The organism is Streptosporangium sp. NPDC000509, from assembly GCF_042898365.1.
Taxonomy (GTDB): Bacteria; Actinomycetota; Actinomycetes; order Streptosporangiales; family Streptosporangiaceae; genus Streptosporangium.
The window spans coordinates 223933-248180 of the sequence record NZ_JBIAYX010000003.1 but is presented as its reverse complement, the minus strand read 5'-3'; the positions used below and the strand labels follow the sequence as shown (position 1 = coordinate 248180).

16 protein-coding genes are annotated in these 24248 nt (G+C 69.9%); 9 read left to right on the top strand and 7 right to left on the bottom strand.

Annotation, left to right across the window (positions count from 1 at the left end; all coding sequences use genetic code 11):
• Window positions 1-44: 44 nt before the first annotated feature.
• Window positions 45-1604 (top strand): hypothetical protein, encoded by a 1560-nt coding sequence (locus ACFY3D_RS07315; protein ID WP_389976073.1) that lies wholly within the window; start codon window positions 45-47, stop codon window positions 1602-1604.
• 201 nt (window positions 1605-1805) lie between these two features.
• On the opposite strand, the gene ACFY3D_RS07310 is transcribed toward ACFY3D_RS07315, so the two are convergent.
• The 3 genes from ACFY3D_RS07310 to ACFY3D_RS07300 all read right to left on the bottom strand — a co-directional run bounded on the left by ACFY3D_RS07310 (window position 1806) and on the right by ACFY3D_RS07300 (window position 7455).
• The gene (locus ACFY3D_RS07310; RefSeq protein ID WP_389976070.1) at window positions 1806-2942 is read right to left on the bottom strand and encodes a glycosyltransferase; all 1137 of its coding nucleotides are present in this window, start codon (window positions 2940-2942) and stop codon (window positions 1806-1808) included.
• Entirely contained in the window at window positions 2939-5821 is a 2883-nt protein-coding gene (locus ACFY3D_RS07305; protein ID WP_389976067.1) for a CDP-glycerol:glycerophosphate glycerophosphotransferase, read from the bottom strand. The genes ACFY3D_RS07310 and ACFY3D_RS07305 overlap by 4 nt, the downstream gene beginning before the upstream one ends.
• Window positions 5822-5937: 116 nt before the next feature.
• Window positions 5938-7455 carry an NAD(P)/FAD-dependent oxidoreductase gene (locus ACFY3D_RS07300; protein ID WP_389976064.1) on the bottom strand — a complete coding sequence of 506 codons (1518 nt, stop codon included), beginning with the start codon at window positions 7453-7455 and terminating at the stop codon, window positions 5938-5940.
• A gap of 490 nt (window positions 7456-7945) precedes the next feature.
• Between ACFY3D_RS07300 and ACFY3D_RS07295 the strand changes: the two genes are divergently transcribed.
• The 4 genes from ACFY3D_RS07295 to ACFY3D_RS07280 all read left to right on the top strand — a co-directional run bounded on the left by ACFY3D_RS07295 (window position 7946) and on the right by ACFY3D_RS07280 (window position 14657).
• A complete protein-coding gene (locus tag ACFY3D_RS07295) occupies window positions 7946-11425 on the top strand; it encodes a CDP-glycerol glycerophosphotransferase family protein (RefSeq protein ID WP_389976061.1) in 3480 nt (1159 codons plus the stop codon).
• A gap of 164 nt (window positions 11426-11589) precedes the next feature.
• Window positions 11590-12576 carry a CDP-alcohol phosphatidyltransferase family protein gene (locus tag ACFY3D_RS07290; RefSeq protein ID WP_389976058.1) on the top strand — a complete coding sequence of 329 codons (987 nt, stop codon included), beginning with the start codon at window positions 11590-11592 and terminating at the stop codon, window positions 12574-12576.
• Between the two features lie 25 nt (window positions 12577-12601).
• Window positions 12602-13612, top strand: a complete 1011-nt coding sequence (locus tag ACFY3D_RS07285; protein WP_389976054.1) for a sulfotransferase family protein — start codon at window positions 12602-12604, stop codon at window positions 13610-13612.
• 1 nt (window position 13613) lies between these two features.
• Window positions 13614-14657: a sulfotransferase family protein gene (locus ACFY3D_RS07280; RefSeq protein ID WP_389976051.1), complete on the top strand. Its 1044-nt coding sequence runs from the start codon at window positions 13614-13616 to the stop codon at window positions 14655-14657.
• 113 nt (window positions 14658-14770) lie between these two features.
• On the opposite strand, the gene ACFY3D_RS07275 is transcribed toward ACFY3D_RS07280, so the two are convergent.
• Both ACFY3D_RS07275 and ACFY3D_RS07270 read right to left on the bottom strand, forming a co-directional pair.
• The gene (locus ACFY3D_RS07275) at window positions 14771-15946 is read right to left on the bottom strand and encodes a glycosyltransferase (protein ID WP_389976048.1); all 1176 of its coding nucleotides are present in this window, start codon (window positions 15944-15946) and stop codon (window positions 14771-14773) included.
• On the bottom strand, window positions 15943-18738 hold the full coding sequence (locus ACFY3D_RS07270) for a CDP-glycerol glycerophosphotransferase family protein (RefSeq protein ID WP_389976045.1): 2796 nt from the start codon (window positions 18736-18738) through the stop codon (window positions 15943-15945). Before ACFY3D_RS07270 ends, ACFY3D_RS07275 begins: the two co-directional genes overlap by 4 nt.
• A 325-nt stretch (window positions 18739-19063) precedes the next feature.
• Here ACFY3D_RS07270 and ACFY3D_RS07265 point away from each other — a divergent pair, with 325 nt between their 5' ends.
• From ACFY3D_RS07265 to ACFY3D_RS07250, 4 genes are all read left to right on the top strand, one after another.
• Entirely contained in the window at window positions 19064-19276 is a 213-nt protein-coding gene (locus ACFY3D_RS07265; RefSeq protein ID WP_389976042.1) for a hypothetical protein, read from the top strand.
• Window positions 19276-20439: an AAA family ATPase gene (locus ACFY3D_RS07260; RefSeq protein ID WP_389976039.1), complete on the top strand. Its 1164-nt coding sequence runs from the start codon at window positions 19276-19278 to the stop codon at window positions 20437-20439. The genes ACFY3D_RS07265 and ACFY3D_RS07260 overlap by 1 nt, the downstream gene beginning before the upstream one ends.
• A 57-nt stretch (window positions 20440-20496) precedes the next feature.
• Complete coding sequence (locus tag ACFY3D_RS07255) at window positions 20497-21066, top strand: DUF4276 family protein (protein ID WP_389976036.1); 570 nt, start codon at window positions 20497-20499, stop codon at window positions 21064-21066.
• 262 nt (window positions 21067-21328) lie between these two features.
• Window positions 21329-21817 (top strand): AAA family ATPase, encoded by a 489-nt coding sequence (locus ACFY3D_RS07250; protein ID WP_389976033.1) that lies wholly within the window; start codon window positions 21329-21331, stop codon window positions 21815-21817.
• 259 nt (window positions 21818-22076) lie between these two features.
• Here the strand turns inward: ACFY3D_RS07250 and ACFY3D_RS07245 are convergent, their stop codons facing one another.
• Together ACFY3D_RS07245 and ACFY3D_RS07240 are read right to left on the bottom strand one after the other, a co-directional pair.
• Window positions 22077-23090, bottom strand: a complete 1014-nt coding sequence (locus ACFY3D_RS07245; protein WP_389976030.1) for an SRPBCC domain-containing protein — start codon at window positions 23088-23090, stop codon at window positions 22077-22079.
• A gap of 179 nt (window positions 23091-23269) precedes the next feature.
• A complete protein-coding gene (locus ACFY3D_RS07240) occupies window positions 23270-24244 on the bottom strand; it encodes a pyridoxamine 5'-phosphate oxidase family protein (RefSeq protein ID WP_389976027.1) in 975 nt (324 codons plus the stop codon).
• Window positions 24245-24248: the final 4 nt, after the last annotated feature.

The window sequence follows — 24248 nt, the reverse complement described above, 5'->3', positions numbered from 1 at the left end:
TTCGATGATGGCCATCGGTCCCCCGGAGGAGCGCGCTGGGAAAAATGACGATCAGTACGGCGAGCTTGAAACCGGTCGACAAAGGGCTCGGGGCGACCGATGGGGCGCCGGCCCGCGACCGGCGGTTCACGCTCGCCTGTTACGCCACCGCCCAGCTCGCGCTGCTCGGCTGGTGGCTCGGCTTCCACCCCGGGTTGATGAGCCCCGACTCCGTCACCTACGTCGCGCACGTCACGACGGGCCCCTGGGTGGCCGGGCAGTCGGTCGCCTACGACGCCCTGCTCGGGCTCTCCCTGAAGGTGACCGGCGACCTGTCCGCGGTCACCCTCCTGCAGACGGCGGCGATGGCCGCCGCCCTGGCCCACCTCGCGGGCGCGATCCGGCCGCTGGGGGTACGGGGACGCCCGCTGCTCGTGGCGGTGGGGTGCGCGGCGCTGTCACCGCCGCTCGGCGCCTTCACGGTGTCGATGTGGAAGGACGTGCCGTTCACCGTGTGCGCCGTACTGGCCGCCGGCACCGCGGTACGGCTCATGACCCGGCCTGGGGCGCGGCCCGGCGGGGACGCGGCCGGAGGCGTCGTGCGAGGTGAGGGCCGGATGCGGGACGCGGCCGGGGTCGGCGGGCGGGGGAGGGCCGGACGCGGGGTCGGCCGGTGGGCGTGGGACCCGCGCTTCGCCGCCCTCGGGGCCGAACTGCTCGGCCTGGGGCTCTTCCGCAACAACGGCTTCCTCGTGGCGCTGGTCGCGGCCGTCGTGCTCGTCGCGCTCCTGGCCGGCCGCCCGGGAGCCCGCCGGCGGGTCGCGGCGCTCGCGGCCGGAGCGGTGGCGGCGCCGCCGCTCCTGCTGAGCGTCGGCTACCCGGCGATGGGCATCGCGTCGCCGTCCCGCTCGTTCGCCTACCAGACGGTGTTCGGCGACCTCGCCGTGGCGTACGGGGAGAGACCTCACCTCTTCGACCGCGAGCAGCGGGAACTCCTGGCGGAGATCGCTCCGCTCGACGTCTGGCGGCGGGGGGCGACCTGCCAGACCATGGCGCGGGTCTTCTTCGATCCCGGGTTCGGCCACGCGCGGGCCGAACAGCGGATGTCCGAGATCCTGGAGCTGTGGCGAGGACTGCTGGTCCGCGCGCCGGGCACGATCCTGAGCGCCAGGATCTGCCGCGCCGCGCTCGCCTGGCAGCCCGGATCGACCTCGGACGAGCCCGGCGGTGAGCTCTACCGCTTCTCCCCGAAAGACCCACGGCTCCCCGACGGCTGGGAGGGCTCCCCGGCGGCCTCGGCGATGCGGCAGCGGCCGATCTTCGAAGGGCTGCTCGCCGCCGGGCTGTTCGCGCTGGACGCGAGCACCGTGAGGCAGTTCGAATGGCTGCTCTGGCGGGCGCCCTTCTGGTGCTACCTCACCTACGCCACGGCCGCGCTCGCCTGGTGGCGGACGGGTAGCCGGGCGGCACTCGCGGGGGCGGCCGTGGTCGCGGGGCAGCAGATCGGGGTGATCCTCACCAACACCGCGCCGGACTTCCGGTTCATGGTGTCGCCGATCTTCGTCGGCGTCCTGTTCGTTCCGCTGCTCCTGCGGGAGGCGGGGATCCTGCTCTCCCGCCGATGAGCGGTGCTCCCCGAGCCGCTCCGCAGGAGAGCCGAAGGTCCCGGTGGGCCGCCCGGGATCCGGCCCGTCACCGGGTGTGAGATGCCGGAGGTGTCTCCTGGGCGCCACGCCCGTTCCGATCCGCGGGGCACGAGCAGCCGTCAGCGGTCCGTAGGGTGCGGGCAGCCGTCAGTGGCCGGACCCGCGGGTTGCGGGCAGCCGTCAGCGGTCGAGCTCGTCGAAGAGCGCCTCCCAGCGTTCCAGGACGCGCTGCAGCCGGTACCTCCTCATCCGTTCCCTGCCCCTCGCCCCCATCCTGCGGCGCAGTTCGGCGTCGGACATGAGGCGCTCCAGGGCGGCGGCGAAGCTCCCGGTGTCTCCGGGCTCGGCCAGTATGCCGTTGTCCCCGTCCTCGACCAGGGTCCTCACCCCCGCCGAGGCGTCGCAGGCCACGGCGGGCAGCCCGCAGGCCGCGCCCTCGGCGAGGACCAGCCCCCATCCCTCGAAGTCGCTGCTCAGGGTGACGATGGAGGCGTCCAGGTACTCGGCCTCGACGTTCTCGACCTGTCCGCGAAAGACGATCCGATCGCCGAGGCCGGTCTGGGCGGCCTGCGCCTCCAGGGCCGCCCGAAGCGGCCCGTCGCCGATGACGTGCAGCTCCCACGGCTCGGCGACGGCCGGGGCCGCGGCGGCGAAGGCGTCGATCAGCAGGTCGATCCGCTTCACCCTGACCAGCCGTCCGGCCGAGACGATCCGCGGGTTGCGCAGCGGGGCCGCCTCCTCGGGGAAGACGCTGACCGGGTTCAGCATGGTGCCGCAGTTGGCGAGCCGGTGCGCGGTGAAGGACGCCGCGTAGTCGTCGCACAGGAACAGCGCCTTGTCGAGGTGCGCGTAGTGCTTCTTGATGAGCTTGAGGTTCGGTGAGTCCACCGCCTCGGTGTACGACTGGTGGTACTGGCCGATCTTGGCGATGTGCGGCATGGGCAGGTCGGCAATCCAGTGGGCGGCCCAGGGCGAGGCGATGACCATGTATCCGCCGTGTCCGACGTCGATCCGGTCCGTCAGCCGCAGCAGCTTCCGCCTCGCGGCGGCGACCTCCTCCGGGCTCCTTCTCCGCCTGCCCCTGCGCCACGGCAGCGAGCGGGCGGCGGGCTCGGGGGCGGGCGTGTCGTACAGCGTGGCGTGCCGGTAGACGGGGTCGGCGACGTAGGTCTGTGGCTGCCGGGAGGGATTGATGCTGATCAGGGTCACCCTGTGCCCCCGCGAGCCGAGGCCCTGGGCCAGGGTGTGGATGACCCGCTGGGACCCGCCCATCGAGTCGCCGTCGGTGCTGAGGAAGAAGACGTCTCGCGATCTCAACGCATGACCTCCGGGAAGAACGCGTCCACGACCCTGCCGCTCGCCTGCCCGTCGTCGAGGCCGCACCAGCGATCGCGGAACTCCGCGTAGCGCCGCCGGTACCTCTCGGTGATCTCGGTGAGCCGCTCCAGCGCCTCGGCCAGCTCGCCCGGTTCGCGCAGCAGCGGCCCCGGGGCGACCTCGGCCAGGTCGAAGCAGACCCCCCGCTGGGCGGAGGCGTAGCGCTCGTAGTCGTCGACGTAGTAGAGGATCGGCCTGCCGAGACAGGCGTAGTCGAACATGATCGAGGAGTAGTCCGTCACCAGGACGTCCGAGGCGAGCATCAGGTCGTTGACCTCGGGGAACGCCGAGGCGTCCCGGACGAGCCAGCCGAGCGGGTCGGGCACCGTGAAACGGTCGTACCGGTGGGCGCGCACCAGGATCACCCAGTCCGGGGGCAGCGCGCCGGCGAGGGCGGGCAGGTCGAGCCGGATCGAGTCGCCGCTGAAGCGTCTGTTGTCGCGGTAGGTGGGCGCGTAGAGGATCACCCGCTTTCCCGCGGGAATCTCGAAGAACTCCCTCACCTGCCGCGCCCGCTCGCGTTGCGCCGGTTCCATGTGCCGTACCAGCACGTCGGTGCGCGGATATCCGGCGTGGATCAGCTCGCCCCTGAACCCGCTCGCCTCGGCGAAGTCGCGCAGGAAGTCGGGGCCAGGGGTGAGCAGCGCGTCCCAGCGTGCCACCGCCTCGGCGTACTTTCTGGCGAGGGCCGGCTGCGTCCGGTGCCTGGGCTCGTCCAGGCCCATCTTCTTGAGCACCTGACCGTGCCAGGTCTGCAGGTAGCGGGTGCTCCCGCGCTTGCGGTAGCAGTAGGGCAGGTTGTGGCTGTCCACCCAGTGCCCGGCTCGCGCCAGGGTCCAGGCGTAGCGGAAGGTGTCGCGCCGGACGAGACCGACGTCCTCGGGGAAACGTTCGGGAACGTCCGCGTGGGACCAGACCGCCCGCAGGCCGGTGGCGCGCCGCTGCAGTTCCTCGTGGATGTAGCGCGGGTTGCCGGTGTAGCCGGTGCCCTCGGCCGACTCGAACAGCACCAGGTTCCGGTTCACCGGCACCGTCATGCTGACCAGCCGGTAGAAGCGGCCCAGGTTGCGGGGGGTGGCGAGGTCGGCCAGCAGGCCACGCCAGAGTTCCGGCACGCTCGGGAAACGCCGTTTGGCCGCGGGGCCGAGCCTGCGCGCCATGAGGCGGAACGGGAGGTCGGCGGACGCCTCGAGGACGAGGCGGCCGGAGCCCACCGTGCCCACGGAGGTGAACGAGAATCTCGGGACCGTGAGGAGGGGCCTGAGGTTCCCGCGCTCGCCCTCCTGGAGCGAGATCATGACCGCCTGCGGCCTGACGGCGTTGTCCGGCCACTCCAGCTCCGGCAGGGAGATCGTCACCGTCCCCTCCAGGATTCCCGTCCCCTCGGGAGGACCTCCCGTCATCCGCGGGATTCTCGTCCGCTCCGGCTCCTCCGGTTCCCACTGCCCTTCGAGCCCTCTCGGGCTCTTCTTCTCCCGCTCCTCCAGTGACTCGATCACGACGGGGGCCATCTGGACGGGGATCGAGGTGATCGTCCTCTTCCTGCCGCCGACGCGGAGCCACGCGGTCAGCGTGCGGCCGTCGAGCACCCGGCCGGGGTCGTAGGTTCGCAGGCGCAACCGGATCCGGTCCCTCGATGCCTGCAGGTCGATGAGCTCGTGCCGCAGCAGCGCTCCGGACAGCGGTTGCTCGGTCAGGCGCAGCTCGGTGACGTCCAGTTCGCTCCTGGCCCGCTCGTCCTGAGGGGGCGCCGTCCCCCAGAACACCCGATCGCCGTCCGCCGTGACCGCCCGGGGCGGGACGGAGTGCCTGCCCCCCAGCTCGACGGCGGCGAGCGCCGCCTCGGCTCCGCGCCGCTCGCGGACGAGCTGGAGGCACACCCGCTCCGCCCTGGTCAGCCGCTCGATCGCGGCGGGTTCGAGCGTGTCCACGTACGGGATGACGATGTCGGCGAAGTCGGAGATCCACGCCGGGTCACGCTGGGGCAGGTCGCCCAGGTAGAGGCGGAGGTCGTGGGAGAGGAAGCGGAAGTCCTTGTCCTCCTTGAGGTCGAGGGAGTGGGTGTTCGCGAGGGCGCGGTCGCTCAGGACGGCGGCGGCGACGCGCTGGCGAACGTTCTCCAGCTCGTGCCGCCGCGACGAGATCGACCTGGTGGCCGGGGTGGCGGCGAGCAGCCAGCGGTAGACGGGCCACGGCACGACGGCGAACAGCTTGCTGCGGCAGAACAGCTCCGTCGACCAGACGATGTCCTCGTGGTGGATGTCCTCGGGAAAACGGATGCCGGTGACGTCGAGGAAGGTCCGCCGGTACAGCTTGTTGGTGGCGAGGCAGTTGAAGAGGAGTTCGGGTTCGGCGCGGATGCCGTCCACGACCCGTCGTTCCGCGAACAGCTGGGGGTACCAGAGGGTGACGGCGCCGGTCGCCTCGTCGACGCGCTCCACGGTGCCCATGACGAAGTCGGCGCCGGTCGCCTCCGCTTCGAGCAGGAGGCTCTTGCAGGCGTGTCTGGGCAGCTCGTCGTCGCTGTCGAGGAACATCAGGAAGGGCGAGCGGGAGGCGTCCATGCCCGCGTTGCGCGGCGCGCCGCAGCCGCCGCTGTTGGCGGGCAGCCGCAGGTAGCGGACCCGGCCGTCCTCCTCGGTGAGCGCCTTGGCCACCGCCGGGGTGTCGTCACCGGAACAGTCGTCCACGATGATCACTTCGAGGTTCTTGAGCGTCTGGCCGAGAACGGAGCGCACGGCCCGGGGTAACCGGGCCGCGTCGTTGTAGGTGATGACGATCACGCTGACGTCCGGGACCGTGTACGGCTGTGTTGTCATGGCGCGCAACTCCAAGGCGGCTGGGAGGAGAGCCTTGACCCGCGGTGGTCCGCGCTCGACGGGGCGGCAACGGCAGGGCAAGGCGTCATGGGATCGCTGGTGTTGGATGTGGGCACTCAGCCCGAGGTGGGCGTGTCGGCGAGGAGGACGGGGGCGTCGCGGCCGGTGCCCCTCGTGACCCTCGGGGTCCTCGGCCGTCCCGTGTGCTCCTCGTGGTACTCCGCGTCGACGTTGACCTGCCAGACGTCGTGCCTGGCTCCCTCGACGACGTTCTCCACGGTCAGCATCGCGGTGAGCATGGAGTGGTCCTGGTTGTTGTACCGGTGCATGCCGTTGCGGCCGACCGGGTGGATCTCCGGCCACTCCACGTCGAGATACTTCCTGAGCACCTCGACGTTGCCGGCGTAACCGGCGTCGTAGACGGGGTAGGCCTTCGGCATTCGCACCACGTAGCCCTGCCGGACCGAGCCGGGGGTCACCAGGCCCAGCCGCTCCAGCTCCCGGGTGCCGAACGCGACGAGGTCGTCGTCCGGAGCGCGCCACAGGTCGTCGCCCTCGTTGACGAAGTACTCCAGGCCGAGACAGGTCCGTCCCGCCTGCACCAGGTACGGCGACCAGGAACCGTAGTTCTGCACCCGGCCGAGCCGGACCTCGGGGGAGTGGATGTAGATCCAGTTGTCGGGGAAGGAGAACCGCTCGGGGACGACCAGCGCGACGGTGAGGAAGTCGCGGTATTTCAGCCCGGCGGCGGCCTCCGCGACGACATCGGGCACGTCCGGCCCGAACGCGCGGATCAGGGCGTTGAGCGGCATCGAGGAGATGAGGTTGTCACAGTGCACCTCGCGGACGGCGCCCCCGACACCGGACCTCCCGTTCTCGCCGTCGTCGTGGCGGACGGTGACGGCGAGGCGGCCGTGGTGGCGGCGGATCCGTTCGACCCGGGTGCCGAGGTGGATGGTGGAACCCCGCTCGCGGACCCGGTCGGCGCAGGCCTCCCACATCATGCCCGGCCCCAGTTTGGGGTAGCGGAACTCCTCGATGAGACTCGTGATCTCCTTGCGGTTCCTCCCCGGCGTCAGCGCGGCGGCGATGGCCTTGCCCAGGGAGAGGTCCCTGATCCGCTGCGCGGCCCAGTCGGCCTGGATACTCGCGGCGGGAACGCCCCACACCTTCTCGGTGTAGGTCTTGAAGAAGATTCCGTAGAGCCGCCGGCCGAACCTGGCCGCGACCCAGCCCTCGAAGGTGGACTGGTCGGCGGGCGGCCTGATCCTGGCCCAGGCGTACGAGCCGACACAGCGCAGGGATTCCAGGACACCGAGGTTGCGCAGGGCGTTGGACGCCCTGAGCGGGTAGTCGTAGAAACGGCCCCCGTAGTGGATGCGGCTCATTCTCGGGCGGAGCAGGAAGTCCTCCTCGCCGAGGATCTCGTTCCAGAAGTCCTCCACCCGGGACACCTTCGTGAAGAAGCGGTGCCCGCCGATGTCGAAGCGCCAGCCGTCGCGTTCCTCCGTCCGGCTGATGCCGCCGACCACGCGGTCGGCCTCGAAGACCTCGCACGGGTGTCCTCGCCGGGCCAGCTCGTAGGCCGCGGTGAGCCCGGCGGGCCCCGCTCCCACGACCACTGTTGAGTCCATGCGTTTCCCCCCGCGAATGCCGTTTGCCGCGATCTCGCCCGTCTCGGTCACCCGATCGTGTCGGACGGTCAGGGGGGATCGAAGGGTCATCACGTCTTACTAGGACGTGTGCATTCCCAGCCTTGACCTGGGCTTGGGGGAGGCGTTGCCGCGTCACGGACCCGAGGGCGGATCGGCCGGCCGGGGGAGATGTGCCGGAGATGGTCAAGTCTCGGTCAGCTCACTCCATCGCGGTCATATTTTGGGCTCGTCCGGCCCGGCGCGGAGCCATGCTGCTGACGTGACGTCTACGTCGCGTTCATGGCCGCCAGGTTGTGTCGACGGGCACACGGGCTCCTTCCGCCGCTTTCCGGCGACCACTGGGCTTCCCGCCGCGCGCCCGTGACGTCTTCCACGCTGAGTGGATCTTCGCCCGCGTGCCATGTCCGGCGTTCACGCCGATGGACCGGACTGTGAGCTTTCGACTACCGGAGGACCGATCGTGGCCCCAGTGAGCATCATCGTGCCCATATACAACGTGGAGCCGTACCTTGAGGCGTGTCTGGAGTCGTTGGTCGCGCAGACCTGGAGTGACATCGAGGTCGTCATGGTGGACGACGGCTCTCCCGACTCCAGTGCGGAGATCGCCGAGACCTTCGTCGAGCGTGACGTCCGGTTCCGGCTGATCCGGCAGGAGAACGGGGGCCTTGGCACCGCGCGCAACACCGGCATAAGGCACGCCAGCGGTGATTTCCTCGCCTTTTTGGACAGCGACGACATGCTCCCGTTGACGGCCGTCGAGACGATGGTGTGCTCTCTGACGGAGAGCGGATCCGATCTCGTCACGGGCAACGTCCTGCGCTTCAGCGGGCAGGGGGTGCGCCAGTCGGCGATGCACAAGGCGATCTTCGCCAACTCCGCCAGGCGGACCCACGTGACCGCCGACGAGATCCTGCTCAAGGACCGTCTGGTCACGAACAAGCTCTGGCGGCGCTCCTTCTGGGACGAGCGGGGGCTGAGCTTTCCCGAGGGGGTCCTGTGGGAGGACATCGCCGTCGCCCTGCCCGCCCACTTCCTCGCCGGGGCGGTGGACGTGCTGTCCACTCCGGTCTACCTGTGGCGGGAGAGGGAGGGGGAAAACGTCTCGATCACCCAGAACCGGGGGCACCTCAAGGGGATCGAGGACCGGTTCGCCGCCGTCGACTCCGTGCGGAGTTTCCTCGTCGACACGGGGCGGACCCAGCACCTGAGGGCGTGGGACCGGATGGTCCTCGACAGCGACCTGCCGAACTTCCTGCAGGTGCTCGACCAGGCGGGGGAGGAGTTCCGCGACCGCTTCCTCGACCTGGCGTGCGCCTATCTCGACAGGGCGGGGCCGAAGGTTCTCCCGCTCATCCCCGCGCAGCGCAGGGCGAAGTGGATCCTCGTCGAGGAACGCAGGATGAGCGACCTGCTCCAGCTGCTGGAGTGGGACAGGACGGTGAAGCCGACCGCCCGCGTCGTCGGGAGCAGCCTGCGCGGGTACCACCTCAACGTGCCCGTGCAGGTCGAGCGGTCCGCCACGCGGATGCGCGAGGAACTGGACCTGCGCCAGCGAGTGGACAGCCTGGAATGGAAGGACGACAAGCTGGTCGTCGAGGGCCGGATCTCGCTGCGCTACCTGCGTCCCCGCAGGCGGATGCAGCAGCACCTCCTCGCCTGGCTCGTCCCCGAGGGCACCGAGGGTACCGGGGACGCTAAGGGCGCTGAGGGCACCGAAGGACTCGAAGGTCACCGGCGCAGGATCCGGCTCCCCGTCACGATCAGGCGGGGCCTGTCGCTGGTCGACACCGGCCCGCGCAGGCGCAAGGACTGGTGCGGGTTCCGGCTCACCGTCGATCCCGCCAAGCTCCCGGCCGGCTCGTCCTGGCGGATCGACCTGTGCGTACTGTCCCGGGGACTCCTGCGCCGGGGAAGGCTGGGGCAGCCGAGCCCGGCCGCACGGCGGCTGGAGTTCACCGAGCGCGAGCCGAGGACCGTGGCGTGGACGGAGTGGACGCCCGCCGAGGAGTTCAGGCTCCGGGTGGAGCGGCCGGGGGGCCGGGTCACCGGCCACCGGGTGGCCGAGGGCAAGCTGAGGATCGGCGGCCGGTGCGACGACGACCTCGGGGCCGCACCGACGCTGCGGCTGATCCGGCCGCAGGGGGGCCGTGACCGGCGCTACCCGATGACCGTGTCGGACGGCGCCTTCGAGGCGGTGGTCGACCTCGACGAGGTGCTGTCCGAGCGCTGGCCGGAGCTCGACCCGGCCGGCCTGGAGATGAGCGCGCTCAACCCCGGAGCCGAGTGGCACTTCGAGGTCGTCCCCGCCGAAGGAAAGGCCCGGCCGCTGCTCGTCGCCCGCGACGTGGAGCGTGGCCTCTACCGGCTCCGCGGGCGCGACGTGGTGCTGAACCGGTCGCAGGCCGGCGGGCTCGTGCTGCGCGAGCAGCGGCCGACGTTCTACGTGGAGCGGGTGGAGTGGACCGACCTGGGCCACCTCAGGGTGACCGGGGCCCCGATGCGCCCGATCGACGGTCCGGCGTGGCTGGTCGTCACCTCGCGCAACCGGCTCACCGAGCGGCTCTTCCCGCTCGTCGACGGCAGTGCCACGGTGACGCCCGAGGGGAGCGAGACGCTCGGTGGGTGGCTGCCGCTGCCGGCGGGCACGCACGGCTTCGCGATCCGTACCGGCGCCGGCACCGGTGACATGCGCATGGAGTTCCGGCTGTCCGCGCCGCTGGAGCACATCTCCGCCACCCGTACGTTCGTCTTCGACACCGACCTGATGAACGAGGCCGTCTTCACCGTGAGCGACGACCTGCGCGCCTCGGGCAGGCCGAAGCAGCAGCGGTTGCTGCGCGAGGACTTCTACCCCGCGAGGTGCCAGGAACCGCTGCGGCCCGCCGTCCTCTTCGACAGTTACGGGGGCAGGCAGTTCTCCGACAGCCCGAAGGCGATCTACGAGGAGCTCGTGCGGCGGGGTTCGGACCTGGAGTTCATGTGGGTCGTGCGGGACGGGCAGGTGGAACTGCCCGAGGGGGTGACGCCGGTCCGCCGGTACGGGCGGGAGTTCTTCGAGGCCCTCGCCCGCTGCAGGTACATCGTGACCAACAGCCACCTGCCCTCCTGGTTCGAGCGCAGAGGGGGGCAGACGGTGCTGCAGACCTGGCGGGGCACGCCGTTGAAGCGCGTCGGGTTCGACGTCGAGAAGGTGCCGTTCGCCAGGCCCGACCAGCACGAGCGGCTCGCCAGGGCCGTCGCCCGGTGGAGCCATCTCATCTCGCCGAGTCCCTGGTGCACCTCGATCCTGGACGGTGCCCTGCGGTTCGAGGGGGAGATCCTGGAGATCGGCTCTCCTCGTGACGACCTGCTGCGTCGTGCCGGAGCCGAGCGGATCGGGGAGATCCGGGAGCGTCTCGGCCTGCCCGAGGGCAAGAAGGTCATCCTGTACGCCCCGACGTGGCGCGACGACAAGCTCTACAGCAGGGGACGCTACCGGCTCGACCTGCGCCTCGACGTTCGGCACATGGCGGAGAAGCTCGGCGAGGACCATGTGCTCATGATCCGTAAGCACCCGAACGTCACGGACAGGCTGCCCAGGGTCGGCACGGACTTCCTCTTCGATGTCTCGATATATCCGGATATCCAGGAGCTTTACCTGGTCGCGGACATGCTGATCACGGACTACTCGTCGGCGATGTTCGACTTCGCGGTGACCGGCAAGCCGATGTTCTTCTTCACCTACGACCTGGAGCGCTACCGCGACGAGGTGCGCGGCTTCTACTTCGACTTCGAGGCCGAGGCCCCCGGGCCGCTGCTGCGCACGACCGAGGAGGTCGTGACGGCCGTGCGGGACGCCGACGAGGTGCGCGGTAAGTACCGGAAGCTGTACGACGCCTTCACCGCCAGGTTCTGCCCGCTGGAGGACGGCGGCGCGGCGGCCAGGGCCGTGGACCGGATCTTCCGGTAGCCGCCCGTCGTCCTCACGAAAGGCCGGGGAGACCCTCCTCGGCCTTTCGTGTCCTTCAAGCGCCGGAGCCCCATGGCGCGGGTCGGTCAAGAAGTGGCATGGAGATCTTCTAGTAGTTACAGAGCGTAGATGACAGGAGACACCGCGTGGCCATGCTGGAACGCATGAGGGCCTATTCGTTGGACGACGTTCTCGCGACCCGGAAACGAAAAGACTCCTGGTGGACCGTTTTCCTGGTCGACCCGGTGGCGTGCAGGCTCACCCTGCTCGTCGCCAACCACACGTCCATCACCCCCAACGGGCTCACCCGTTTCTCCCTGATCCTCGGCATGTGCTCGGCGATCTGCTTCGCGTCAGGACGGCTCGCCGTGGGGGCACTGCTGTTCTACGTGAGCTTCATGGTCGACTGCATGGACGGGAAGATCGCCCGGCTCAAGGGGACGGGGACGGCGTTCGGGCTCTGGCTCGACTACGTTGGCGACCGGATCAGGGTGCTCTGCTGCGCCGCGGGGCTGGCGTCCGGGCAGTACGTGGCGACGGGCGACGTCTCCTACATCCTGCTGGGCACCGGGGTGGCCGTCCTCGACCTGTTCCGCTATGTGAACGCGCCGCAGATGAAGCGCGTGCGCGAGGTGGTCAGGGAGAACCGGCTCGGACGGCCGGTACCCGTCGAGTCCGTGGTGACCGTGGGATCCCCCAGGGCGGGGGAGGCGCCGATGGCCGCCGGGCACACCGCCCACGCGGGACGCCTCAGGCCCGTCGAGGTCATCACGCCCCGCGAGCCGCTGCGAGTCGCCGGATTCGAGGACCGGGAAGAAGACCGTGAAGAGGTTCACGGCGAGAACCGGGCAGAGGACAGGGCCGGACGGCGGGGGCCCAGGAAAGGCAGGCGCCCGAGGCTGCCCCGCAGGTTCACCCGCCTCCTGGCCCGCCACCGGGTGCGGACCCACCTGATCAGCGGTATCGAGTTCCACGCCGCCGTGTTCGTGGTCGCCCCGCTGGTCGGGACGGTCGCCCTGGTGCCCCTCGCGGTCGCGGCGGGGGTCCTGCTTCTGCTGAACGAGGTCGTTCTGATCTACCGAATGTGGCTCTTCGCCCGGGTGGTGCCCGTCGTACCGCTCGTCGGGAAGGCGCCACGCATATCTGTTTGACCAAGCTTTACGGGGGTTCGTTGTCATGCAGTCCGACCGCCCGATCTTCGTGATCGGTTGTCCGCGTTCCGGCACCACGATGCTGCAGCTCATGCTGCACTCGCACCCGCGCATCGCGGTGCCTCCGGAGACACGGTTCGTGGTGCCCGGCTACTACCGCAGGTTCTCCTTCGGGGACCTGCGCGAGGAACGCAACCGGCGCAGGGTCGGCCGGTGGATCGTGAGCGACAAGGACACCAAGTTCAAGGAGCTCAAGCTCGACGGGGACAAGCTGATCGACGACATCGTCGCCGGTCCGCCCACGCTGGGGTCGGCGATGGGAATCACCTTCCGCTCCTACGCCGAGCAGTACGGCAAGAGCCGCTGGGGTGACAAGCGGCCCAGCTACTACCACCACGTGGACCTTCTGCTGCGGCTGTTCCCCGACGCCCAGTTCGTGCACCTGATCAGGGACGGCCGCGACTGCGTGGCGTCGCTGAAGGAGATGCCCTGGTACACCAAGGACGTCTTCCACGCGGCGGTCAACTGGAGCGAGGCGATCGACTACGGCCGCCGCCACGCCAAGAGGCTCCCCGCCGACAGCTACTACGAGCTGCGCTACGAGGACCTGACGGCCTACCCGGAGACCGAGCTGAGCAAGCTCTGCGACTTCCTCGGCGAGGACTACGACCCGGCGATGACCGAGCCGTACCACGTCGCCAGGGTGGCGATCCCGCAGCACAAGGTCTGGCACAGCCACACCCACGGCGACGTCACGACGGCGAGGGCGGGGTCGTGGAAGGCCAGGCTGGAGCCCTGGGAGATCTCGGTGTGCGAGACGGTGCTCGGCGACCGGCTCATCGCGAACGGCTACGAGCTGAGCGGCGCCCCCAAGGCGAGCAAGACCCACGTCGAGGCGTGCGAGAAGGCAGCGTCCAAGCGGCGCTGGGCACGCAGGCGCAAGGAGATGCGCGACCGCGTCAACCGGTTCCGCGAGCCGAGCCCGGTGGCCGCGAGGCTCACCAGCCGGCAACTCGGCGAGCTTGCGAAGGTCTGAGATGAAGCCCGATCGCCCGATCTTCATCCTGGGCTGTCCCCGCTCGGGGACCACGATGCTGCAGCTGATGCTGCACGCCCACCCGCGCGTCGCCATCCCGCCGGAGACCCGGTTCATGGTCTCCGCCTACCAGCGGCGGCTCCAGTTCGGCGACCTCAACGACGCCGCACACCGGCGTGAGCTGGGCGAATGGGTGGTCGACCGGCGCCAGTCACGCTTCCACGAGCTGGAACTGGACCGCGACGAGGTGCTCGACCAGATCGTCGGCGGGCCGCCGACGCTCGGCTCCGCGCTGGGCATCGTGCTGCGCGCCTACGCGGCCAGGCACGGCAAGCCGCGCTGGGGTGACAAGCGGCCCTCGTACTTCCAGTACACCGACGTGCTGCTGCGGCTGTTCCCCGACGCCCAGTTCGTGCACCTGATCAGGGACGGCCGCGACTGCGTGGCGTCGCTGAAGGAGATGCCCTGGTACAACGGGACCGTCTACAGCGCGGTCTCCGCCTGGGCCGAGGCGATCGACTTCGCCAGGCACGGCGCGCCGAAACTGCCGGGCGGCAGCTACCACGAGCTGCGCTACGAGGACCTGACCGCGGAGCCGGAGGCCCACCTGCGCAGGTTGTGCGAGTTCCTCGGTGAGGACTTCGACCCCGCCATGTGCGACCCGGGCGCGCTGGCCGGCATCGCCGTACCCGCACGCAAGACCTGGCACGCGCGCACCTTCGGCGAGGTGACCACCGCGCGGGCCGGTTCGTGGCGTGACCGGCTCGACCCCGGCGAGGTCTCGCTGTGCGAGAGCGTGCTCGGGGACCGGCTGCAGACGTACGGGTACGAGCTCACCGGGGCGCCGAAGGCCGAGACCTCGCGATTGATGTCCTACGAGCGGACGGCGGCCAGGCGGAAGCTGACCCGGGTGAAAAGGGTGACGTTCGATCGGCTGATCCGGCTCCGCGAGCCGAACCCGCTGGGGGCCCGGCTCACCTCCGCCCAGATCGTGCTGGCCGGGGTGCCCATGCCGCGCACCGAGCCCGTCGCGGCCGGCAGGTGAGGGGCTTCCCGCCGATCCGGTACGTGATGGGCATCCGGCCGAACGGGACTTCCCGCCGGTGGTACGCGGTCAGAGGGTGATCCGGGCAGGGCTTCCCGCCGGTCCGGGGACGGTCAGCGGGTGATCTGGTCGAACAGGGCCTCCCAGCGGTCCAGGACGTGGTCGGGGCGGAACGCCTCGACGTGCGCGCGGGCGGCGGCTCCCAGCCGCCGCCGCTCCGCGGCCGAGGCGATCAGCCCGGTCAGCGCGGCGGCGAGCCCGGTCACGTCGGCCGGGGGCACCAGCACCCCTGTCTGCCCGTCCAGTACGAGTGACCTGAGCCCGCTCGACACGTCGAACGCCACCGACGGCACCCCGTAGGAGGCCGCCTCGCCGACCACCAGCGGCAGCCCCTCGTGCTCGCTGGACAGCGCGAGCAGCGACCCGCCCGTGTACTCGTCCGCCATCCGGGCGGCGGGCACCGCGCCGCGGAACACCACCCGGTCGCTCACCTCGCACTCCGCGGCGTGCGACAGGAGCCGTTCCCGCTCGGCCCCCTCGCCGATCAGGTGCAGCTCCCAGCCCTCGCTCGCCTCGCGGCGGGCCCTCACGAGATCCGGGTGATCGCCGTCGCCCTCTGCGCCCTCTGTGCCTCCGGGACCCGGACGGCCGCACGCCCGTGCGAAGGCCGAGATCAGCCGGTCGAACCGTTTCACGCCCTCCAGCCTGCCGACCCCGAGCACCCGGCGGGCGGTGAGGTCCGCGGTCCGTGAGGGCCAGACGGGCAGCGGGTTCGGGATGGACCAGGTGTTGGGCAGCAACGCGTGCTCGGAGAACAGCCACGCGTCCTCCTCGCTGAGGAACACCGCCTTCTCCAGGGCGCCGTAGTGGCCGCGGACCGAGCCGAGGTGCCACGATCCCCGCGCGTGCTCGTACGACCCGTGGTACTGCCCGATCGGCAGCAGGCGCTCGGGCAGCAGGTCCCCGATCCGGGTGACCACGCTGGGAGAGGAGAGCACCGCGAACCCCGGCCCCACCTCCCGCAGCAGCCTGTCGAGCGCCTGCCGCTCGCGGCGCCTGCCGAGTCGCGAGAGCCTTCCCACCGGAGCCCGGTGGATCACGTGACTGGTGTAGCGAGGCCGTTCCACATAGCGGAACGGCTTCTCCGACCGATGCAGCCCGATCACGTGCACCTCGCGGCCCCGTTCCGCCAGGCCCTGCGCCACGGTGTGGGTGACGCGCTGGACGCCGCCCAGGGTGTCGGCGTCCAGGCACGCGAACACCACCGCCCCACCGCGCCCGCCGGTCACCGCGACCGTCCGAGCAGCGGCAGGCGTGCCAGGTGCCGTGGCACGATCGGGGGACGTTCCCGCACGTCGGAGGGGAGAGGGGCCTGGGCGTGCCGGGGGTCGAAAAAGGCGTCCACCACGTTCGCCGAGGCGTTCCCCTTCTCGTCGGCGCACCACGTCCTGCGGAACGCGATGTACCTGGAGGCGAACGCCGCCGTCGTTCCGTCGAGATCGCGTAGCACCTCGATCAGCTCCTCGGTCGTGGTGAGGCAGGGGCCGGGGGCGATCGCGGGCAGGTCGTGGTAGACGCCGCGTTCCACCCTGCGGTATTCGTCCCAGTCGTCGATCAGGAACAGCATCGGCCGCCCGGTGACCGCGTAGTCGCACATCAGCGACGAGTAGTCGGTGAGCAGCGCGTCCGAGAGCAGGATCAGGTCGTTCACCTCCGGATAGGAGCCCGCGTGCCGGACGAAGTGGCGCAAATGCTCGGGCACCTCGAACCGCTCGACCGGGTGGGTCCGCAGGATCACCGTCCAGTCGCCGGAGAGGGCCTCGGCCATCGCGTCCAGGTCGGCCCTGACCGACTGCCCGGACCCCTTGGCCCGGTCGCGGTAGGTGGGGGCGTACAGCAGCACCCTGGACCAGTGCGGGATCTCCAGCCGCCTCCTCGCCCGCCCCGCCGCCTCCCGGTCGCCGCGCACGAGCACGTCACAGCGGGGAGAACCGTGCCGCAGCAACCGCCCCCGGTAGCCGTTGGAGGGCACGAAGACCCGCTCGAACTCGGCGCTGGGCGAGACCAGCGCGTCCCAGCGATCCACCGCGGCCCGCCAGGTCGCCCTCGGTCCGTCGAAGTCGGCGCGCAGGTCGGGCGCGTCGAAGCCGACCGACTTGATGCCCTGGCCGTGCCAGGTCTGCAGGTAGCGGGTGCCCGGCGGTTTCGGATAGGCGAGCGGCATGCCGTGGCTGTCGACCCAGTAGCCCGCCCTCGCCATGGTCCAGATGTGGCGCCAGCTCATCCGCCGTACCAGCCGGACGCCGGAGGGAAAGTGCCCCCGCGCAGTGGCGGCCGACCACACCATCTTCAGCGGCGCGCCGCGTCGCCTGAGCTCCTCGTAGATGTAGCGCGGGTTCCCGGTGTATCCGGTGCCGACATCGGACTCGAACAGGGCGAGGTCCCTGCGCGCGGGCAGCACGGAGATCAGGCTTCTGTAGACGCGGAGCTTCACCTCCGGCCCGCTCACCTTCCGCAGCAGGCGGGCGGCGGCCCGCTTGAGCCGGGGCAGCTGCCGCAGCAGCCCCTGGCGGCGCCAGAGCACCCGCAGGAACGCGGCGTTCCCCTCCGCCTTGACGACGACCTCGTGGCACAGGACGGTCGTGCCGAACGGCGCGGTGGACGGGGCGACGAGCAACCGGTCGGCGGTGACCCGTCCGTCGGGGTTGAGGATCTCGATCACCGGGTCGTAGCGGCCCTCGAAGCCCAGCCGGCCGTGGTGGATCGTGGTGAGGTCGATCGTCGCCTCGCTCAGGTAACCGCCGTCCGGCTGCTCGCGCGGTTCCAGCCGCAGCCGATGGTTCCTGAACCGCAGGTACGCGGTCCAGCCGGGCGTGGCGGCGAGCACGCCGAACGGGTCGTACGTCGTGATCGCGAGCCTGATCAGCGAGCCCTTGCCGGTGAGGACCGCCTCGTGACGCAGCCGGGAGGCGCTGTAGGGAAGCTCGGCCATCCGGAGCGAGGTGATCTCCCGCCTCTCGTCGGGGACCGCGCCCCAGTAGGTGCGGCCCCCCTCCCGTACGGCCACGCGCGGCGGGGCCTTCGGGCCGTTCAGCGACCGGGCGGCCACCAGCAGCTCGTCGGGCCTGCCGTCGAGGATGAAACTGCAGCAGACCCGCATCAGCGGGTCGATCGTCTCGAACACCACCGGGTCGAGCTCCGCCAGGTAGGGCCGGACCACCGAGACGAACTCCTCGATCCACGCCGGGTCGCGCGAGGGCAGCGGGTTGAGATAGACCCGCAGGTCCTGGCGGATGAAGCGGCGCTGCCGCTCGTGCACCAGGTGGCCGAGGCCGTTGGCCCGCAGGATGTCGTCGCTGAGGCGGGCCGCCCTGATCCTGGAGCGGACGTTCGTCATCTCCGTCAGGCACAGCGAGATCGACAACCGCGCCTCGCTCTCCGCCGAGGCCCGGTGCCAGATGTAGACCACCCAGGGAACCACGGCGAACCGCCGCGCCGCGCAGTACAGGGCGGTGGTGAAGACGTGGTCCTCGTAGTGCATGTCCTCGCGGAACGGCACCTGCCGCAGCAGCTCGGCCCGGTACAGCTTGTTGGTGCTGAAGGAGTCGAGGAACATCTCCGGCTCCTGGGCGATCCCCTCGACCGTCCTGCGCCTGGCGAACAGCGCGGGGTAGTAGCGCGCGCTCTTCCCGCTCCGCTCGTACAGCCGGGTGATCTGCCCGGTGACGAAGTCCGCGCCGGTCCTCTCGATCTCCAGCAGCATGCTCTTGCAGGCGTGTCTCGTCAGCTCGTCGTCGCTGTCCAGGAACATCACGTACGGCGCCCGCGCCGCCGCCACGCCCCTGTTGCGCGGGACCCCGCACCCCCCGCTGTTGACCTCCCCGCGCAGGTAACGGACCCTCGGGTCCTTACGCTGCAACTGCCGGGCCACCCTCTCGGTGTCGTCGGTGCTCGCGTCGTCCGCGATGATCACCTCGATGTCGCGCAGGGACTGCCGGAGTACGGACCGCACGGCCCTGGCCAGCCGTGGGGCATCGTTGTAGGTGATGACCACAACGCTGCATTCCGGGATATTGATCACGCCCCGAGATATTCCCGGGAAAAAGTAGGCAGTTGTCCTACTTGTCCACTGATGACACTGTTTTTGGCGTTGTGTGGAACGGGCAACTCCGTTCTGGCTCTCTGGTCGCCGGGGCGGAGCCACGGCGTCAGGGTTGTGACGGGTCGCAAGGCGACGAGGACACCGTGCTCGCCACCCGACCTGACCTTGTCTCCTGATGTCTCCTGATGTCCCCCGATTCGACGCCGGGCACCCCGAGCACGGCCCAGCTCGACGATGTTGTAAGGCTTGCACACGAGGGTCTGACAACCTGGGCATTCGACCCTTTTTTCGGAAGGCGAGTGACATGAGAACCATCCGTGGACAGTCGACGGGCCTCAACCGGAAGGCGATCGGTCTGCTGCTCGCTCCCGAACTGGGCAGGCACAATCCAGGTGCCGCCATCGATGTTCTGGACTCCGCCTGCGGCGCCGATGGCATACTCGGCGTGACCGAGGAGCGCACCAGGGCACCCAAGGTATTCGAGCAGATCTGTGTGGCGACGGCGCGGAGGGTGTGATGGAGCAGGCGGTGCCGTTCCTGAGGCGGGTACGGGTGACCGGCTATAAGAGCATTGCTTCCTGCGAGGTCGTTTTCACCCCGCTGTTGGTCCTGCTGGGTCCCAATGGGGCGGGGAAGAGTAATTTCGTTGACGCGCTCCGATTTGTGGCGGACGCGCTGAACTCGACCCCGGCCGACGCTGTGGCCAAACACGGTGGGTTGGATGACGTGTTCCGGCAGGTGCCTGAGCCCGTGGACGAGTTCACCATCTATCTGGAGTGCGTGATCGAGGTGGCGGGCACGCTGACGCCGGTCGAGTACGGATTCACCATTGGCCGGGACTCCACGGGACGCCGACAGGTAGTGGTCAAGGAGGAGTGCTGCGTCATTCATGGGGGCGAGGGAGAGTCCGGATCGGGGGAGACCCGATTTGATGTGACGGCAGGGCTGGTCACAGGCGAAGGAAACATCGAGCAGGATCGGCTCTACCTACCGCTAGCCGCTACTCGGGGAAACTTCAGTGATGTGTATTACGACCTCCGGGATATGCTTTTTCACCACTTGGATATCAATGAGATGCGGCAGCCCCAGTCGGATCAGCGGACTGGGGGGATCGGCTACTCCGGAGAGCACATCGGATCCGTGCTAGGAGAACTCGCCTTCAGGTATCCCGTGTTCAAGACTCGGGTGGACGACTATCTCAAAGCGATCGTGCCGGATGCGCTGGGAGTGGACGAGCGGCTCATCGACAGATATTCGACCGTGGAGCTCCGCACCCGGGAGGGGGAGCGACCGTTCGGCCCCGAGGCCATCTCGGTCGGGACATTACACGCGGCGGGCGTGCTCGCCGCGCTGTTCCAGCCCCTTGTGCTGGACGGGCAGGCGAAACTGGTGGTGATCGAGGAACCGGAGACCGCGCTCCACCCTGCCGCCGCCGGTGCGTTGTTCGACGCGCTGACCGAGGCGAGCGAGCGTGTCCAGGTCGTCATCACCACGCAGAGCGCCGACCTGCTCGACCGTGACGACTTCGATCCGACCTGTGTGCGGGTGGTGGCGATGAACAGCGGGGTCACCGTGATCGGCGTGATCGACGAGGTCAGCCGTCGTCTCGTCGAAGAAAAACGAACCACACTGGGCGAGTTGATGCGCGGCGGCCAGCTCCAACCTGAGGCGGGCGAATGACCGATCCGATCACCGTGCCTCCCCCGGTGAGCCGGTCCGGTCACGATCGCCGCCATCGTGGAGGGCGACGGCGAGGTCTCCGCGCTTCCCGTCCTGCTCCGCAGGATCGCCGGCACGCTCTCGGTCTGGAACCTACGGATTCCTCAGCCTCGTCGTATCCCGCGGAGCAAGCTCATCGCCCCAGGCGGAGTCGAGAGCGCCGTTCTCCAGGCTTCCTACCAGGTGACCGGTGCCGGCGGGATCCTGCTGCTGATCGACTCGGACGACGACTGCCCGGCCTCCCTCGGTCCCGCGCTCCTGGAACGGGCCCGTCAAGCGCGTGGTGACCGGGAGATCTCGGTGGTGCTCGCTCATCGGGAGTTCGAGGCATGGTTCCTGGCCGCTGCGGCGTCGCTGTCCGGCTGCCGAGGTCTCGTCGATCCCTTGGATCCGCCTTCGGATCCGGAGAAGATTCGTGGTGCCAAAGAATGGCTCTCCGCCAGGAAGAACGACGGCACGTCGTACCGGCCGACCGTGGACCAGGCAGGGCTGGCCGACGTCTTCGATCTGGAGCAGGCCCGTAAAGCCGCGCCTTCCTTCGACAAGTTCTGGCGCGATATCGAACGGCTTATGCGAGGCGAGGTCTGACCGATCGTGGAAGCCCCGGCCGACGCCGGCGTGTGTTTCTGAGCCGATCGCGCCCTCGGGGATCTTTCTCGCCTCCGCGAGTGCCGCCCCGCTCGCGACCGGCAAGGGGAGCACGAAGCGGTATAGGCGCTGTTGTCCGCAACGGATGGCTCACCGGATGTTCCGGGTACATGATCTCTGTCGGGGAACTCGCCCGCTCTGATGGCCCACGGCTTCCAGGGCCTCTACCGGCCCAGGTTCGCCATGACTCTTGAGGGAGGACATGAGCCCGGAATCCAGGCTGATCTTGCTGTGCGGGCTGCCCGGCTCGGGGAAGACGACATTGGCCAGGCGTTTGGCGAGAGAGCTTCCAGCGGTGCGGCTGTGCCCGGACGAATGGATGGCCGATCTCGGCGTCGACCTGTTCGACGAGCACACCCGGGACCGGCTTGAGCGGCGGTTTTGGGAGCACGCTCAGGATCTGCTGAGGCTGGGGCAGAGTGTGATCTTGGAGTTCGGCTTCTGGGCGCGTTCCGAGCGCGACGAGAAGCGTCTGGGAGCCCGCGCACTCGGTCTTCCCGTCGAACTGCACTATCTCACCGCGCCGATCGACGAGCTGTGCCGCCGTCTGGAGGCCCGCAACCGGGAAGGTGCGCCCGGGACGGTCCCGATCAACCGCGAGCTGCTTGAGGAGTATGCGAAGAGCTTCCAGGCTCCAGCTGCCGACGAACTCGCTCTTTTCGACGAACCGCTTCTGGGGCGGTGCAAATGAGACGACATCGGCCGGCAGGCTGAAGTACTACGAACAAGGCAGTCATCGAACCAGTGCGAGTGCCCTGCGTCGTGCGCAACCATGAAGGCCCCACAAGCGGGCAGCGCGGCACGACGCGTGCATGTCGTATCAACAGGCTGCGAAGGTCAGCCGAAAGCGGTGTCGATATCGTCGACCAGGACCTTCGGCTCCGGCAGCACGTCGGACGACGTCGAAAAGTGCGTTTACTGACGATCGTGGGAGACGCTCTGACAGCTGGTCAGTGCCGTAGGGCGCGGCGGATCAGCCAGGTGAGCAGGATGAGGGCCGCCAGGGCGGCGACCAGGGGGCCGATGCGCTTGAGCAGGGGCATGCCCGCCACCTCCAGGAGGTTCAGGGCCTCCTCTTCCGGGCTGAGCGAGGTGCGCGAGGTGCCCGCGGGGTGACTCTGGCGGGACTCGGCCTCCTCGTTGACGGAGAGGCCGGGCGGTGTGGGCACCGCGCTGAGGTGACGTCCCGGTGCCGCCGGGGCGCCGGGGGTGTTCAGTCCTTCCGGGCCGCCGGGGCCGCCCAGTCCGGACGCCGCCGCGCCAGGGGCCGCAGTGTCCGATCCCGGGCCACCGGGGCCTTCGGCGCCGTGGCCGGTGGAGCCCGCGGGGCCGGGGAACGCCGAGCCGGTGGTGCCGGGGCTCCCGGCGCCGGGGGGCGTCGAGTCCGCCGAGTCCGAGTCGGCCGGACGTGCCGGGCCGGGACCCCAGCTCTCCGAGATCGCCGGAACGTCGTCGGGCGCCTCCGGCTTCCCGGCCGCGCTCCGGCCGCCCACGCCGGTCGTTTCCGCGCCGGAGCCCTCGCCCAGCAGGCGGGAGAGGTTGGCCTCGAACTTGTCGATCAGCTTCCCGCCCACCTCGGTCAGCACGCCCCGGCCGGCCTGGGCCGGACGGCCGGTCACGTCGAAGGAGGTGTCGACGGTGACCCGGGTGTCGCGCCCCTGGGGGTGCAGGCGCGCGACGACCGTGGCGCCGGCCGTGCCCGGACCTTTGGCCTCCTTGCCGGAGGCCCTGATGGTCATGGTGTGGGTGTCCTCGTCCACCTTCTCGAAGGCGACGTCGCCCTGGTACGTCACCGTGACCGGGCCGATCCTCATCTTCATCCGGCCGGTGTAGGAGCCGCCCTCGGCCTTGTCCACGGCGGCACCCGGCAGGCAGGGCGCGATCCGCTCGACGTCGAGCAGCACCGGCCACGCCTGCTCGACAGGCAGGGGAACCGTGAACTCGTGCTCGAACCGCATCGCCATCGCTCCGCTCCTTGCCGGTCGGCCGCTGTCGCGACATTACGACTACACGGGGGCGTATCGCCAGTATGCCGCCCTGGAGTCCCTTTGGGCCCTCACGGCGGTCCGTGTCCACGCTCCAGATTCGTGTCCTCTCCTTCCTACTGCCCGCGTTGGCGAGGGCGATGCGTCCAGCCGCGCGGTCAGACCGGCGGGTTGTGGCGGGAGTACTCGGTGAACCTCCAGCGGAGCGGGCTGGCTTCCGGTACGCGGACGACCCGGTCCACCTCGAACCTGACCAGGCGCTCCGCACCCGGGACGTCCCCCGGATCCCAGTCGATGCGGGCACGTCCGGTCAGGTGCAGGGCGCCGCCGCCCTCCCAGTCGAGGAAGAGCAGGCCGCAGTCATCGTTCAACTCCAGATTCCCCAACGTCATGTACATGGAGTTGCCGACGTACTCCGGCCAGACCAGCCGCCGGTCGTCCAGCACCCGGACGAACCCGGGATTGCCGCCCCGATGCGACAGGTCGGTGCTGAGGCCGGGGGCGGTGGTGGCGACGAAGAACGTGTCGGCGCCCTCGATCCAGGTCCGGTCGTCGTCGCCGAACGCCGTCGCGGAGGAGAAACCGGCGGGGGCGGCGCCGGGAGGGCCGGAGGTCCCTTCATGGAGATCGGGTGAGCCGGGAGCTTCCGGGGAGTCTCCGTGGGGATCGGCGGAGCCGGGAGTTCGGGAGGTGGGTCCCACCGGTTCCGTGACGATCTCTCGTGCCTGGATGTACTTGGGACAGTTGGCGTACGTCTGCTCGGTACGGACGATCAGCCGGTCGCCCTGCCGCGAGACCGTGCCGTTGATCCGCATCCTGCGCCTGCTCCGCGGCTCGATCGCGAGCATCCCGATCTGGCCCCCGTCCAGCCTGGTCAGCGGGTCGTGCTCGCCGGGCACCGCGTCGATCACGACCGTCCGCTCGTCCACCGCCTCCGCGAATCCCTCGGGCCCGGTCAGGACGGACGCCCACAGGAGCCCGTCCCGTCCCGTCGCCCCGATCAGCAGCATCCGCTGTCGCCCCAGGAACTCGGCCGCCACCGTCGGGATCTCCGGCCGGGTCCTGGCCGAGCCCAGTGCCACCGCGCGGACCCCGGCCCTTCGCTGGACCGCGAGCTCTCCGGCGTGTTCCATGGGC

What these genes read in the sequence shown, in the direction of transcription:
- ACFY3D_RS07315 (WP_389976073.1), top strand. Translation starts at nt 45, where the DNA reads ATGACGATCAGTACGGCGAGCTTGAAACCGGTCGACAAAGGGCTCGGG.
- ACFY3D_RS07305 (WP_389976067.1), bottom strand. Translation starts at nt 5,821, where the DNA reads ATGACAACACAGCCGTACACGGTCCCGGACGTCAGCGTGATCGTCATC.
- ACFY3D_RS07300 (WP_389976064.1), bottom strand. Translation starts at nt 7,455, where the DNA reads ATGGACTCAACAGTGGTCGTGGGAGCGGGGCCCGCCGGGCTCACCGCG.
- ACFY3D_RS07290 (WP_389976058.1), top strand. Translation starts at nt 11,590, where the DNA reads ATGAGGGCCTATTCGTTGGACGACGTTCTCGCGACCCGGAAACGAAAA.
- ACFY3D_RS07285 (WP_389976054.1), top strand. Translation starts at nt 12,602, where the DNA reads ATGCAGTCCGACCGCCCGATCTTCGTGATCGGTTGTCCGCGTTCCGGC.
- ACFY3D_RS07280 (WP_389976051.1), top strand. Translation starts at nt 13,614, where the DNA reads ATGAAGCCCGATCGCCCGATCTTCATCCTGGGCTGTCCCCGCTCGGGG.
- ACFY3D_RS07265 (WP_389976042.1), top strand. Translation starts at nt 19,064, where the DNA reads ATGAGAACCATCCGTGGACAGTCGACGGGCCTCAACCGGAAGGCGATC.
- ACFY3D_RS07260 (WP_389976039.1), top strand. Translation starts at nt 19,276, where the DNA reads ATGGAGCAGGCGGTGCCGTTCCTGAGGCGGGTACGGGTGACCGGCTAT.
- ACFY3D_RS07250 (WP_389976033.1), top strand. Translation starts at nt 21,329, where the DNA reads ATGAGCCCGGAATCCAGGCTGATCTTGCTGTGCGGGCTGCCCGGCTCG.
- ACFY3D_RS07245 (WP_389976030.1), bottom strand. Translation starts at nt 23,090, where the DNA reads ATGGCGATGCGGTTCGAGCACGAGTTCACGGTTCCCCTGCCTGTCGAG.
- ACFY3D_RS07240 (WP_389976027.1), bottom strand. Translation starts at nt 24,244, where the DNA reads ATGGAACACGCCGGAGAGCTCGCGGTCCAGCGAAGGGCCGGGGTCCGC.